Source organism: Rhizobium nepotum 39/7, assembly GCF_000949865.1.
GTDB classification, from domain to species: Bacteria; Pseudomonadota; Alphaproteobacteria; order Rhizobiales; family Rhizobiaceae; genus Agrobacterium; species Agrobacterium nepotum.
This window is the reverse complement of record NZ_JWJH01000007.1, coordinates 237027-250709: the sequence shown is the minus strand read 5'-3', so window position 1 is coordinate 250709 and position 13683 is coordinate 237027. Positions and strand designations below refer to the sequence as shown.

The following is a 13683-nucleotide window of genomic DNA, read 5'->3' as shown; positions in this document are numbered from 1 at the left end:
TTTTTTTGCAAATGCGAAAGGGGGGCCTGTGTCATAAGCCCCCTGCACTCAGGTTCTAGCTCACAAATGTGACAGCTTTTTACGCGAGACCGCGCTTCAAAAGCATGGCGTCGGGGCTCGGCATCTTGCCGCGAAAGGCGAGATAGGCCTCTTCCGGGTCGATCGAACCGCCAACGGAGTAGATATTGTCTTTCAACTTGCGCGCCATCTCACCATCGAAGGCATTGCCTGTTTCCTCGAAGGCAGAGAACGCGTCAGCATCCAGCACCTCCGACCACATGTAGGAATAATAACCGGCCGAATATCCGTCACCGGAAAACACATGCTGGAAATGCGGCGTCGCGTGCCGCATGACGATGGACTTCGGCATGTTCAGGGCGGAAAGCACCTCGCCCTGCACGACCATGGGATCGCCCGCGCTTTCCCTTGTGTGGAACGCCATGTCGACAATCGCCGAAGAGGTGAACTCGACAGTGCTGAAACCGGCATTGAAGGTCTGGGCCGCCAGAACCTTGTCCAGCAGCGCCTTCGGCATCGGCGCGCCGGTTTCGTAATGCAGGGCGTATTTTTCCAGAATTTCCGGAACGGTCAGCCAATGCTCGTAAAGCTGCGACGGCAGCTCGACGAAATCGCGAGAGACACCCGTCCCGGAAACGGAAGGATAGGTGACATTGGACAACATGCCGTGCAGGGCATGACCGAATTCGTGAAACAGCGTGCGCGCATCATCAAGCGATAGCAGCGCGGGCTTGCCTTCGGCCGGTTTTGCAAAATTGCAGACATTGTAGACGATCGGTATTTCGCCGACAGTGCCGTTCTTCAGCGGCAGCTTGTGCTGCGACTGGAACGAACTCATCCACGCGCCGGAACGCTTGGAGGGACGGGCGAAATAATCGCCGAGGAACATGGCCTTCAGATCGCCCTTGTCGTCGCGGATTTCGAAAACCCGCACATCCGGGTGATAGGCGGCGACATTCTTGATCTCGACGGCGCGAATTCCGAAAAGCCTGTTAGCCACATCGAAACAGGCCTCTATGATCTTTTCCAGTTGCAGATAGGGCTTCAATTCAGCCTCGGAGAAGCTGAATTTCTGCGCCCGCAGCTTTTCGGCATAGTGGCGCCAGTCCCACGGCATAACTTCGTGGTTCTTCCCCTCCTCCGTGATGATGGCGGCAAGTTCGGCCTCTTCCTCACCCGCGCGCAGCACGGCCTTTTCCCAGACCTGACCCAGAAGACCGTTCACGGCATCCGGCGTTTTCGCCATCGTGTCGTCAAGCTTGTAGGTGGCGAAATTCGAATAACCGAGAAGCTTTGCCTTTTCTTCACGCAGTTCCAGCGTGCGGCGAACGGTCTCGCGATTGTCGGTCTCACCGCTGTTTTCGCCGCGCGCCACCCACGCCTTGAAAGCCTGCTCGCGCAAATCGCGGCGTTCGGAAAAGGTCAGGAAAGGCTCGATGATGGAACGGGAAAGCGTGACGGCGAATTTGCCGTCTTCGCCATGCTCGCGGGCAGCACCCGCCATCGCGTCGCGCAGAAAATCGGGAATGCCGGCAAGCTCGTCGTCAGTGGAAAGCAGAAGCTTCCAGCTTTTTTCATCCGCCAGCACATTCTGCCCGAATTTCGCGCCGAGACCGGCAAGCTCCTCGTTGATCGCCGCAAGCTGCTCCTGGCGGTCCTTTTGCAACTTTGCACCGGAGCGCACGAAACCCTTCCAGTGCCGTTCAAGAACGCGTTTTTCCTCGCCTGTCAGCCCCAGCGCCTCGCGCGTTTCCCACAACGCGTCGATGCGTTTGAACAGCGCCTCGTTCATGCCGATCTTGGAATAGTGCCGTGACATCTTAGGCGCGATTTCCCGCTCCAGCGCCTGAATGGCGCCATTGGTGTGGGCCCCCGCCCTGTTCCAGAACAGGGCCGAAATGCGCGACAGCTCGTCGCCTGCGATTTCAAGCGCGGTCACGGTGTTTTCGAAAGTGGCCGCCTGCGGATTGCCGGCGATCGTGTCGATTTCCTCTTCGTGGGACAAAAGCGCGGCTTCGAAGGCCGGGCCAAAATCCTCATCCTTGACCGCTTCGAATTTCGGCAGACCGTTGTGACCGTTCCAAGTGACGAGTGCAGGATAAAGCGCGGTCTTGGATGGCATTTCATCTTCCTTGTACAATTCCAGTTTAAGCCCATATGGGCACGCCTCCACCGCCAGTTCAATATGCCGAAATTTAGTGTGGAATATGCAAGCGCTACCGCCGCCAAGTATTGACCGGAACGGTAACGGCATGTTTTGATTTATCGCAATAATATCCCATGATGGAGATATGTATTATGGAGATTTATTCTTTAAGGTCCTCTAATAATTTCCTTTTTAGAGACAATTCCAGAAATACCAAATCCGTGGGCAGTCTCGATTTCGGCAAGGCAGCGCCGTCCGACACGGCCACCGGCTTCGAAGAAACGGTGGAACGCATCGACTTTACCCGTGTCAGTCCCCGGCAATTGCGGGAAATCGCACATGAATATTACAATACGGGGAAAATCAGCCATGATACCTGGCTTGAGCTTTCATCCGAACTGCCGGCACAGACGCTGAATGCCAATGGCGAGGTGATCGACATTGCCGACGTGACCGACGATACGGATTTCGACTTCGTGACGTATTTTTCCGACCGGATCGAGATTGCCCGCTCCATCGGCACGACGGATGACGTGGAAAAAATGCAGGATATCCTGTCTTTTTTTGCCTCGACGTGACGATCGCAGACAATATTGTTGGATGTCCCGCAACCAAACTGACCGAATACTTTACTCGATTTTCGAAAATATGATTTATACGCCATTGCTTATCGTCCGGATTTTAGTAAGGCTGACTTACAAAAAGGCGAAGCATGGGCATTAAACGCGAAAAAGATTCATTGGCATTTCTGCTGAACAGCGGCGCACGCCTGCTGAACAATGCGTTTGAGCGCCGTATTTCCGAAGCCGGACTGGGCCTGACCCCCGGCGAGGCAAGAGCGTTACTGACGGTTGCCGTTGTCGATGGTTCGAAGCAGTCGGACATCGCCGCCCGTCTCGGCATCGAACCCATGACGATCTGCGCCTATCTCGACAAGTTGCAGTCTCTCGATCTCATCGAACGCCAGCAGGACCCCCTGGACAGGCGTTCCAAGCGCATCGTGCTGACGAAAAGCTCCGCTGACATGCTGGAAGCCGTCGGAAAGGAAATCGACGAGCTCGTTCTTCAGGCCACACAGGGGCTGAACGAAGAAGAAGTCGCGCTTTTCCGCAGATTCCTGCAGACGCTTCGCAACAATCTGCAACCGGAGCAACCGGGCCAGAGCGGCTGATAGCAATGTCATCAAAAACGATCATGTCCAGAAAGCGCACGGCGGTGCTCGGCGCGGTGCTGACGGCGCTGGCGCCCATTTCCATGTCGATCTACACGCCGGCCATGCCGGAACTGACGCGGGTTTTCGCAACGACCGAGCCCGCTGTAAAACTCAGCCTGTCGCTTTATTTTGCCGGTTTCGCCCTGGCCCAGCTGCTTGCCGGCCCCGCATCCGATGCTTTCGGGCGACGCAAGGCGAGCCTGTTCTTTCTTTCGATCTTTCTGGGCGGTGGATTGCTCGCCCTTCTGGCCCCGACGATAGAAGTGCTGCTTTTCGCGCGCCTGGTACAGGGCATCGGGGCATCCGTGGGCATGACGGTCGCACGCGCGGTGGTGCGTGACCAGTTCACCGGGACCGACGCCTCCAGCATCATGAACCTCATCGGCATCATGCTCGCCGTCGGCCCTGCCATGGGTCCGACGATTGGCGGGCTTTCGCTTGCGGCTTTCGGCTGGCAATCGGTGTTTTTCCTGATGGTCGGCCTCGGAGCCCTCGCCATCCTGTCCGTCGTGCTTTTTCTGCGTGAAACGACGGTCCCGGATAAAAACATGATCCGACCCCGCCGCCTTCTGGCGACCTATGCCACATTGGTGAAGCAGCCACGCTTTCTTCTGGCCGCCCTCGTGCTCGGCGGCTCCATCGGCGCGCTTTATGCGCAGGCCACCATGCTGACCTTCATCCTCATAAACGAAGTCGGCATGTCTCCCACCGCCTTTGGTGTCGGCATGCTGATGCAGACCGGCGCCTATTTCTTCGGATCGATCGCCTTGCGTTATATTGCGCCCCGGCTGGGCGACCGCCGTTCGGTCATGCTCGGCCTCTGTTTTTCCGGCACAGGCGGTTTTCTCATCATGCTGTCGGTATTCCTGGTGCCACCATCGTTCCTCTCCATCATGGGACCGGTGGCGGTGGCGACAGTTGGAATCGCCTTGCTGACCCCTTCGATGGTGACGGCCGCCCTCGCCCCCTTTCCGCACATTGCCGGATCGGCATCGGCCATGATGGGCTTCATCCAGATGGGATCCGGTTTTGCCGGCGGCGCGGCAGCATCCCTGATCGGTTCGCCGCTGACCGGCTTCGGCATCATCATTCCGGCGATGGAATTCATCGCGGTCGCAAGCTACATCGGCTTCCGCATCGTCTCCAAAAAAGAGACGTGAAAAAAACCCGCAAGCGTTGCCACCTGCGGGTTTTCCTAACTTGAGGTTCGGCAGAAATTACTTGCCGAGATTGCGCTTCGCCAGGGTGCGCAGGCGCAGGGCGTTGAGCTTGATGAAGCCAGCCGCATCCTTCTGGTCGTAAGCGCCGTGGTCATCCTCGAAAGTGACGAGCGCGTCCGAGTAGAGCGACTTTTCGCTTTCGCGGCCGGTCACCATGACATTGCCCTTGTAGAGCTTCAGCGTCACTTCGCCTTCCACATGTTCCTGGCTCTTGTCGATCAGGGCCTGAAGCATCTCGCGCTCGGGCGAGTACCAGAAGCCATAATAGATGAGTTCGGCGTAACGCGGCATCAGATCGTCCTTCAGATGCGCGGCACCCCGGTCGAGCGTGATGGATTCGATCGCACGATGCGCGGCAAGCAGGATCGTACCGCCGGGCGTTTCGTAAACGCCGCGCGACTTCATGCCGACGAAGCGGTTCTCGACCAGATCGAGACGGCCGATACCGTTTTCGCGGCCGTAATTGTTCAGCGTCGCCAGAAGCGTCGCGGGCGACATTTCGACGCCGTTGATGGAGCAGGCGTCGCCCTTGCGGAAACCGACCTTGATAACGGTTGCCTTGTCCGGAGCCGCTTCCGGGGAAATGGTGCGCATATGCACATATTCCGGCGCTTCCTTAGCCGGGTCTTCCAGAACCTTGCCCTCGGAGGAGGAATGCAGCAGGTTGGCGTCGACGGAGAAAGGCGCTTCGCCCTTCTTGTCCTTGGCGACCGGAATCTGGTGCTGTTCGGCAAAGTTGAGCAGGTCGGTCCGGCTCTTGAACGTCCAGTCGCGCCAGGGGGCGATGATCTTGATATCCGGGTTCAGCGCATAGGCCGAAAGCTCGAAACGAACCTGGTCGTTGCCCTTGCCCGTTGCACCATGCGCAATGGCGTCGGCGCCGGTCTTCTTGGCGATCTCGATCAGGTGCTTGGAAATCAGTGGGCGGGCAATGGAGGTGCCGAGCAGATAGACGCCTTCATAAACGGCGTTCGCGCGGAACATCGGGAAAACGAAATCACGCACGAACTCCTCGCGGACGTCCTCGACGAAGATTTCCTTGATGCCCAGCAACTCGGCCTTCTTACGCGCCGGCTCGAGCTCTTCGCCCTGACCGAGATCGGCGGTGAAAGTCACGACTTCCGCGCCAAGTTCGGTCTGAAGCCACTTCAGGATGATCGAGGTGTCGAGGCCGCCGGAATAGGCGAGAACGACTTTCTTAACGTCTTTCGGGAGTGCCATAATGATGTCCATCTGCATGATGACGGCATGTGCACACCGTCATTCCTTGGGATTTCGGCACTTTTACAGTGCATCCCCAGAACTGTGAAGCGGTTTTCGGAAAAGATGCGCGACAAAACAACGAATGCCCGCAAGGTGTCATCATGACTGGAACGAAGGAATTGTAACATGCATTATGGGATTTCGCGCTTTAATATGGAGCGGCGCGATCAACTTGAAGACCGTGTATGAAGCCATTCAGGGTTCAGGCAACGTTGCAAAAGGCTGGAAACAGCGAAAAACGACGCGAAGGAGAAACCTATGACGACCATCCACCCAGCATTCAAGGAAGATAATGTCGCCGTCATCACCGGCGCGGCCTCCGGCATCGGACTGGCCGCCGCCCGGAAATTCGCCAGCTTCGGCATGAGTGTCGTGCTCGTCGATCTCGACGGCGACAGGCTCGCCGCAGCCCACGCCGATATTCTGACCATCGCAAAGGACGGCGAGGCGCAGATCGTCGCAATACCGACCGACGTATCGAAGCTCGATGAGCTGGAGGCACTGGAGCGCGCCGTCATCCAGCGCTTCGGGCGGGTGCACGTCCTGATGAACAATGCCGGCATCCAGCCGGGAAGCGCCATCTTCGGCCCGCAGGCCAATTGGGAAAAAATCATCAACGTCAACCTGATGGGTGTCGTGAACGGCAGCCGGGTATTCGGACAGGGCATGGTCGCCCATGGCGAGGCGTCGCTCATCATCAATACCGGCTCGAAACAGGGCATCACCACCCCGCCTGGCGATCCGGCCTATAATGTCTCGAAGGCCGGCGTCAAAGCCTTCACGGAAGCGCTCCAGCACGAGTTGCGCAATATTCCGGGCGGCACGGTTTCCGCCCATCTTCTGATCCCCGGTTTCGTCTTCACCGGCCTGACGGCCCATGGCAGGACGGAAAAACCCGCGGGGGCATGGACCGGCGAACAGACCGTCGACTTCATGGTCGAGAGCATCGGCAAGGGCGATTTCTACATTCTCTGCCCCGACGGCGAGGTGGACCGCCCGATGGATGAAAAACGCATTCTCTGGGCCGCCGGCGACATCGTCGAGAACCGTCCGCCGCTGTCACGCTGGCACACGGAATATTCCTCCGCCTTCACCAGCTTCCTCAAAAACTGATTGCCCTGAGCCGCCGCGCTTTGAAAGTTGCGGCGGCTATTCGGTTTTTAGTTTTCGTGCCGATGTGCCGACGCTCAAAAACATTGGCAGAAACACGAAATCGCGTTAAGCAACGGCAATCTCCAGCTTCATGGGTGCCGCGATGGATTTCGTTCCGAGCCTGCCAACACTTGCCGCCTTCACCGTCGCCATTCTGCTTCTGGCGGTAACGCCCGGGCCTGACATGACGCTGTGGATCAGCCGGTCAATACGCGAGGGCCGGACGGCGGGTTTCATGACCCTTGTGGGAACCAATCTCGGCATCACCGTGCATACGATGCTGGTCGCCTTCGGCGTCGCCGCCCTCATCGTTGCCTCACCCACTGCCTTCCTGATCCTGAAGACCGGCGGGGCCGCCTATCTGGTCTGGCTCGCCATTCAGGCGATCCGCAAGGGCTCGGATTTCGTGATGGTCAAGACCACGGGTGAAAAACCGCAATCCTCGCTGAAATCGGCGTTGCTGAACGGCATCTGGGTCAATCTCCTGAACCCGAAGGTCATCATCTTTTTCATGACCTTCCTGCCGCAATTCGTCAGCGCATCCGATCCGCACGTCACCGGCAAGCTGATTTTCCTCGGGCTCTGGTCCATCATCGTGGCCCTTCCGATCGGTATCGGCATCGTTGTCGCTGCCGACGTCCTGTCCGCCTGGCTGCAGCGCAACAAGAAGGTTCTGCGCGGGCTGGACTATACGATCGCCGGCGTCTTTTCACTTTTCGCCGTCAAGATTTTCTTCACGCAGACGCGATGACGAACAAATAAGAAAGGCGCCCGCAGGCGCCTTTCGGATAAGTCGTCAGCCGATCAACAACTCGTCGTCATCGAGCGTCTGGCCGCGTATCTTGCGGAACATGTCGATCAGGTCTTCGACCTCCAGGCCCTTGCGGCTGTCACCGGACACATCGAGCACGATTTCACCGGCATGCAGCATGATCGTGCGGTCGCCGAAATCCAGTGCCTGACGCATGGAGTGGGTAACCATCAGCGTCGTCAGCTTGCGCTCGGAAACCACCTTGCGGGTCAGCTCCATCACGAATTCCGCCATGCCGGGATCGAGGGCTGCCGTATGTTCGTCAAGCAGCAGCACGTCCGAGCCGGAAAGCGTCGCCATGACAAGCGAGACCGCCTGCCTTTGCCCGCCGGACAACAGGTCCATGCGGTCCTTCAATCGATTTTCCAGACCGAGATTGAGCGAAGCGATCCGTTCCCTGAAGAAATCCCGCCTGCCGCGCCCAAGTGCCGGAAACAGCCCGCGACGCTCACCGCGAGACGCCGCAAGCGCCAGGTTTTCCTCAATGGTAAGCGCGCCGCAGCTGCCCGCCAGCGGATCCTGAAACACGCGCGCCACGCGTCCCGCCCGGCTGGCGGTCGGCTTGCGGGTGACATCGGCGCCGCCGATCATCACCTTTCCGGCCGTCGGCAGCACATCGCCCGCCAGAACGCCGAGGAGCGTGGATTTGCCCGCACCGTTGGAGCCGATGACGGTCACGAAGGAACCGTCCTCGATGGTAAGATCGATCTTGGCCAGCGCCTGCTTTTGCAGCGGCGTACCGCGCCCGAAGATGACCTGAATGTCGGAAAGCGAAATCACGATGTTGCTCCCCCGCGGCGCAGTCGGGGCAGGATCAATGCGATAGCCACCAATACCGCCGTAACGAAATTAAGATCGGATGCCTTGAGGCCCAGCACATCGCTCGACAAGGCAAGCTGGATGGCAAGGCGGTAGGCGATGGAGCCGAAAACGCAGCCGATGAGCGCAATCAGAATGCCCCGCGAGCCAAACAGCGTTTCGCCAATGATGACGGCCGCAAGCCCGACGACGATGGTGCCGACACCGGCCGTCACATCCGCAAAACCATTGGTCTGCGCAAAAAGAGCGCCACCGAGAGCGACGAGCGCATTTGAAAGCGCCATGCCGAGATAGATCTGGTTGCCGGTCTTCACACCCTGAGCGCGCGCCATCCGCGCATTCGCGCCGGTCGCCCGCATGGCAAGGCCGGCATCGCTTTCAAGAAAACGCCAGACAAGAATGACGGCAAACAACACCAGCACACCGACAAAGAGCGGCCGCACGAGATATTCGGAAAGGCCGAGACCATAGAATGGTGAAACCATCGTATCCTGATTGAGCAGCGCCACATTCGGTTTACCCATCACCCGGAGGTTCACCGAAAACAGCGCGATCATCGTCAGGATCGACGCCAGCAGGTTGAGTATCTTGAAACGAACGTTGAGCGTGGCCGTGACGATGCCGGCGCCAGCACCGGCGACCATCGCAATCGCCGTCGCGACCCAGGCGTTGAGACCGGCAATGATCATCACGGCCGCAACGGCTGCGCCGAGCGGAAAGGAACCGTCCACGGTCAGATCAGGAAAGTCGAGCACGCGGAAAGCGAGATAGACGCCGATCGCCACGAAGGCGAAGACCAGTCCAAGCTCCACAGCACCCCAGAAGGCGATTTGGCTCACGGTAATGTCCTTATTATTGCCGCCTCAGCGGATACGGGCACTGTCTGGTGCCACGCAAAAGCGGGCGGCGCAATTACCGCCGCCCGAAGTCAGCATGGTTTCGTTTAGTCGATGACCTTGGTGGCGCGCTTGGTCACGCTTTCAGGAAAGGTGACGCCAGCTTTTTCAGCGGCCTTCTTGTTGATCACCAGATCGGTGCCGACAGCGACGGTTGCCGGAATGTCGCCCGGCTTTTCACCCTTGAGGATGCGGACGACAACGGCGCCGGTCTGCTTGCCAACGTCGAAATAGTTGAAGCCGAGGGCCGCAACCGCGCCGCGCGCGACGGAATCCGTGTCGGCGGCGTAAAGCGGGATCTTCGCCTCGCTCGCAACGCCGGCTGCCGCCTCGAAAGCGGAAACGATGGTGTTGTCGGTGGGCACGTAGATGACATCGGCCTTGCCGACCAGCGCGCGTGTCGCGCCCTGCACATCAGCGGATTTGGTGGCGACGGATTCGACGACCTTCAGGCCGGCCTTTTCGGCTTCAGTCTTCAGCGCAGCGAGCGTCGAGACGGAATTGGCTTCTGCGGAATTGTAGATGAAGCCGATGGACTTGGCGTTCGGCGAGATTTCCTTGATCAGCGCCAGATGCTCGCCAACCGGCAGCATGTCGGAAAGACCGGTCACGTTGCGGCCGGGCTTTTCCATGTCCTTGACGAGCTGTGCGCCGACCGGATCGGAAACGGCCGTAAAGACGACCGGAATATCGCGCGTTGCGGCAACGACGGCCTGAGCAGATGGCGTGGAGATCGGCACGATGACATTAGGGGCTTCGCCCATGAACTGGCGTGCGATCTGCGCTGCCGTGCCGGGATTGCCCTGCGCGGACTCATAGATGAACTTGAGGTTCTCGCCTTCCTTGTAACCGGCATCGGCAAGCGCTGCCTTGACGCCGTCGCGAGCGGCGTCGAGCGCCGGATGTTCGACGATGGCGGTGACCGCAACGGTAACGTTTTCAGCCTTGGCCGGAAAAACGAGGGCGCTCGCGGCGGCGAGGGCCATAATGAATACGCGCATGAAAATCCTCCTGTTGGTTCCCTATTGTCGTCTTATTAGGAACAAGACAAACTGAAATCAATCGGAGAAACCGCCACAAAACAAGCTTTCTAGCGCAATCGGGGGCTTATTCAGTCATCCGCGCCGTGGTTTGCGATCATCATCGCCTCGAAAGCCAGCCTTTCGGTCTTGCGCATGCGCTCGGATTCCGACTTCAGCTGACCGCAGGCAGCCAGAATATCGCGGCCGCGCGGCGTGCGGATCGGCGAGGCATAACCTGCCTGATTGATGAAATCGGCAAATTTTTCGATCTGCTCCCATTCGGAGCACTGGTAATTCGTGCCCGGCCACGGATTGAACGGAATGAGGTTGATCTTGGCTGGAACGCCCCTCAGAAGCTGCACCAGCATCTTGGCGTCTTCCAGGCTGTCGTTCACGTCCTTCAGCATCACATATTCGAAGGTGATACGACGGGCATTGGAGACACCAGGATAATTGCGGCAGGCCTCGATCAGCTCCTTCAGCGGATATTTCTTGTTGATCGGCACCAGCATATCGCGCAGATCGTCACGCACCGCATGCAGCGAAATCGCCAGCATGACACCGATCTCGTCACCCGTGCGGAAAATTTCCGGCACGACGCCTGATGTGGACAAGGTAACACGACGCCTGGAAAGCGACAGGCCGTCACCATCGGTGGCGATCAGAAGCGCGGTCTTCACATGTTCGAAATTATAGAGCGGTTCGCCCATGCCCATCATCACGATGTTGGACACCTTGCGACCTTCGCTCGGCACATAAGCGCCAACCGGCGTCGACCCATCGGGAAAATCGCCGAGCCGGTCGCGGGCAAGCAGAAGCTGGGCGAGAATTTCCTCGGCCGTCAGGTTGCGCACCAGACGCTGCGTGCCGGTGTGACAGAAAGAACAGGTCAGCGAACAGCCCACCTGGCTCGATATGCACAGCGTGCCGCGCCCCTCCTCGGGAATATAGACCGTCTCGATCTCGACGGGACGTCCCGCACCACGCGGGGGAAAACGCATAAGCCATTTGCGGGTGCCGTCATTGGAGATCTGCTCCTCGACGATTTCCGGGCGGGCGATGGTGAAGGCCGCCTTCAGCTTCTCGCGAAGCTCCTTGGCGACATTGGTCATATTGTCGAAATCCGAGACGCCACGCACGTAGAGCCAGTTCCACAACTGGCTGACGCGCATCTTCACCTGCTTCTGCGGCACGCCGATCTCGGCCAGCGCCTCGCCCATTTCCTCACGCGTCAACCCGATCAGCGACGGCTTGCCGGACATGAGATCGCTATTGGCGATCAGGGGAGTTTTGACTGCCAGACCGGCAGGGGCATGCAATACGGACATCACGCTATCCCATCATCCAATGCATCGCACGACCGGCCTTTCGGAAAGGCGGAAAATCGTCTGCATGTCGAGAAAATCAAAGGCGGAGCACTTTTCGCGCATCCGCCTGTCAATGTTGCCGCGCCTTTAGCATCAAAATGGTAAAAACGCAAATGGCCGGTCGATGACCGGCCAATCACAGAACGGATAAAGCGTCAGGATTACTTGCAGCTCTCGATCTGCTTGAGAGCAGCCGAAATACCCGACAGCGAATAGGAATAGGATGTCCCGGTGCCGCGACCGGACGTCGCCTTCACGGTCATGGACTTGCCACCTTTCATCGCCGCCACGAGAGCGGGTTCTTCAGCGGCGTTTTCAACCCAGGCGGCCTTGTCCTTGGTGAACATCACGAAGTTCTTGTTGTCGATCGTGACGTTGACCTTCGAGCCCTGCTTCAGCGGATAACCCACCATAGCCTGCGGCTCGTAGGAAATGTTCTGGCCAGGACGCTGCGATACGATGAAGAAAATATCGCCGTGATCGACGCTTGCGGGTTCCTTGGAGGTCGGAATGGAAAGAACATAGCAGACGGTGCTGTTACCCGATTTGTACGAATAGGCACCCCATGCATTGAACTGCTGGATGCGCGTGGGCGACTGTGCAGATGCTACGCCGACGCTGGTCAGCAAAATGGCCACTGCGGTTGCTACACTTCTTACAAACATAGAATTTCCTGCCGGGTTATTGTCTTCCATTAGCCCGAAGCAGCGGCGGGCTCCATTTTCTGGATCGGCCACGTTCAGGTGCGGATCGTCTTTTCTCATTGTGGTCAGGAAGCGGTTACCAAACCGTCAACAACACGCATAAAATGCCGAAAACGTCTTGCAGTGTTACAGATCGGCGACTCCCGGCACCCTGAGAGGAACGGCGTGGCACGCCCTTCCCGCCATGTCTATGACACACAAATTCAGGCAACAATTTGTCGCCTGTCCCGCTCCGCAGGCTCTCCTCATCACAGACGTGTTATTCAGGCTCCTGCTGCCGTTTCAGCATGGCATCCGCCGCATCGTAATGTTCCATCTTGATATGGGCGCGGATCATGGCAAGCGCCGCCGTGATGACCGCGATGTCGTCGGTGAAGCCGACAACCGCCAGCATGTCCGGTATGGCGTCCAGCGGCATGACGAAATAGGCGAGCGCGGCCAGAATGATGCCCTTGGCGCGCAGCGGCGTTTCCCGGTCGATCGCGCAATAATAGGCCGCCGCCGCATCGCGGGCGAAGGGCACCTTGGTCATCACACGTTTCAGCTTTGGCCAGAATTTGGTGCGCACGACACGTTCGCGTTCATTCTGGCTGCCGGTTTCCCCGGGCAAAAGAATTTCACCGATTTTCACATCATCCATGATCGACGGTCCTCCGGTCACGGCTTATTATATGGGGCTGCAAGCCCGGCGTTCAATTCCCCCGGCCCGTGGCCGCTTTCTGCATGGCCTCGGCCAGGAGAAAATCCCGCTCGGTCACGCCCTGCGAATCGTGGGTCGTGAGACAGACCCTGACCCGCGAATAGACGTTGGACCATTCCGGATGATGATTGAGCCGTTCCGCGACGAGAGCGGACTCGGCCATGAAACCGAAAGCCTCCGCAAAACTCGAAAACTTGAAGGACCTGACGATTGCCGCCCCGTCTTCGCGCAGGGACCAGCCCTCGAGTTTTAAAAGCGCCTGCCGGACGGCTTCCGGTTCAAGTCTGGGATGTTTCATGCGTCTTGCCTCCGCTTGACATGCGATCTGCTGTTTCGGACAAACATTAACGCC

Annotated in this window: 14 protein-coding genes; 5 read left to right on the top strand and 9 right to left on the bottom strand. The window is 58.4% G+C overall.

The features are described 5' to 3' along the window. Positions 1-79 precede the first annotated feature (79 nt). Positions 80-2140, bottom strand: coding sequence for a M3 family metallopeptidase (locus RS75_RS09390; RefSeq protein ID WP_045019581.1), 2061 nt, complete (start codon positions 2138-2140; stop codon positions 80-82). 245 nt (positions 2141-2385) lie between these two features. Between RS75_RS09390 and RS75_RS09385 the strand changes: the two genes are divergently transcribed. The 3 genes from RS75_RS09385 (at position 2386) to RS75_RS09375 (ending at position 4537) form a co-directional block, all read left to right on the top strand. After that, a complete protein-coding gene (locus RS75_RS09385) occupies positions 2386-2742 on the top strand; it encodes a hypothetical protein (protein ID WP_234704238.1) in 357 nt (118 codons plus the stop codon). A 134-nt stretch (positions 2743-2876) separates the two neighbouring features. Continuing rightward, positions 2877-3335, top strand: coding sequence for a MarR family winged helix-turn-helix transcriptional regulator (locus tag RS75_RS09380; protein ID WP_045019577.1), 459 nt, complete (start codon positions 2877-2879; stop codon positions 3333-3335). A 5-nt stretch (positions 3336-3340) separates the two neighbouring features. Next, positions 3341-4537 (top strand): multidrug effflux MFS transporter, encoded by a 1197-nt coding sequence (locus RS75_RS09375; protein WP_200893623.1) that lies wholly within the window; start codon positions 3341-3343, stop codon positions 4535-4537. 57 nt (positions 4538-4594) lie between these two features. Here the strand turns inward: RS75_RS09375 and RS75_RS09370 are convergent, their stop codons facing one another. After that, positions 4595-5818 (bottom strand): argininosuccinate synthase, encoded by a 1224-nt coding sequence (locus RS75_RS09370; protein WP_045019859.1) that lies wholly within the window; start codon positions 5816-5818, stop codon positions 4595-4597. Positions 5819-6118: 300 nt separating this feature from the next. Here RS75_RS09370 and RS75_RS09365 point away from each other — a divergent pair, with 300 nt between their 5' ends. After that, positions 6119-6973: an SDR family NAD(P)-dependent oxidoreductase gene (locus RS75_RS09365; RefSeq protein ID WP_045019573.1), complete on the top strand. Its 855-nt coding sequence runs from the start codon at positions 6119-6121 to the stop codon at positions 6971-6973. A 142-nt stretch (positions 6974-7115) separates the two neighbouring features. Beyond that, positions 7116-7763: a LysE family translocator gene (locus tag RS75_RS09360; RefSeq protein WP_045019857.1), complete on the top strand. Its 648-nt coding sequence runs from the start codon at positions 7116-7118 to the stop codon at positions 7761-7763. A 45-nt stretch (positions 7764-7808) separates the two neighbouring features. On the opposite strand, the gene RS75_RS09355 is transcribed toward RS75_RS09360, so the two are convergent. The 7 genes from RS75_RS09355 to RS75_RS09325 all read right to left on the bottom strand — a co-directional run bounded on the left by RS75_RS09355 (position 7809) and on the right by RS75_RS09325 (position 13629). Continuing rightward, positions 7809-8603 carry an ABC transporter ATP-binding protein gene (locus RS75_RS09355; RefSeq protein ID WP_045019570.1) on the bottom strand — a complete coding sequence of 265 codons (795 nt, stop codon included), beginning with the start codon at positions 8601-8603 and terminating at the stop codon, positions 7809-7811. After that, positions 8600-9481 (bottom strand): ABC transporter permease, encoded by an 882-nt coding sequence (locus RS75_RS09350; protein WP_045019568.1) that lies wholly within the window; start codon positions 9479-9481, stop codon positions 8600-8602. Before RS75_RS09350 ends, RS75_RS09355 begins: the two co-directional genes overlap by 4 nt. A 104-nt stretch (positions 9482-9585) precedes the next feature. Continuing rightward, positions 9586-10539 carry an ABC transporter substrate-binding protein gene (locus tag RS75_RS09345; protein ID WP_045019566.1) on the bottom strand — a complete coding sequence of 318 codons (954 nt, stop codon included), beginning with the start codon at positions 10537-10539 and terminating at the stop codon, positions 9586-9588. 110 nt (positions 10540-10649) lie between these two features. Continuing rightward, positions 10650-11822 (bottom strand): 23S rRNA (adenine(2503)-C(2))-methyltransferase RlmN, encoded by a 1173-nt coding sequence (gene rlmN, locus RS75_RS09340; RefSeq protein ID WP_152643119.1) that lies wholly within the window; start codon positions 11820-11822, stop codon positions 10650-10652. A 266-nt stretch (positions 11823-12088) separates the two neighbouring features. Next, entirely contained in the window at positions 12089-12592 is a 504-nt protein-coding gene (locus tag RS75_RS09335; RefSeq protein ID WP_045019562.1) for an invasion associated locus B family protein, read from the bottom strand. Between the two features lie 298 nt (positions 12593-12890). After that, positions 12891-13271 carry a YkvA family protein gene (locus tag RS75_RS09330; protein WP_045019560.1) on the bottom strand — a complete coding sequence of 127 codons (381 nt, stop codon included), beginning with the start codon at positions 13269-13271 and terminating at the stop codon, positions 12891-12893. A gap of 52 nt (positions 13272-13323) precedes the next feature. Then, on the bottom strand, positions 13324-13629 hold the full coding sequence (locus RS75_RS09325; protein ID WP_045019558.1) for a 4a-hydroxytetrahydrobiopterin dehydratase: 306 nt from the start codon (positions 13627-13629) through the stop codon (positions 13324-13326). Positions 13630-13683 lie beyond the last annotated feature (54 nt).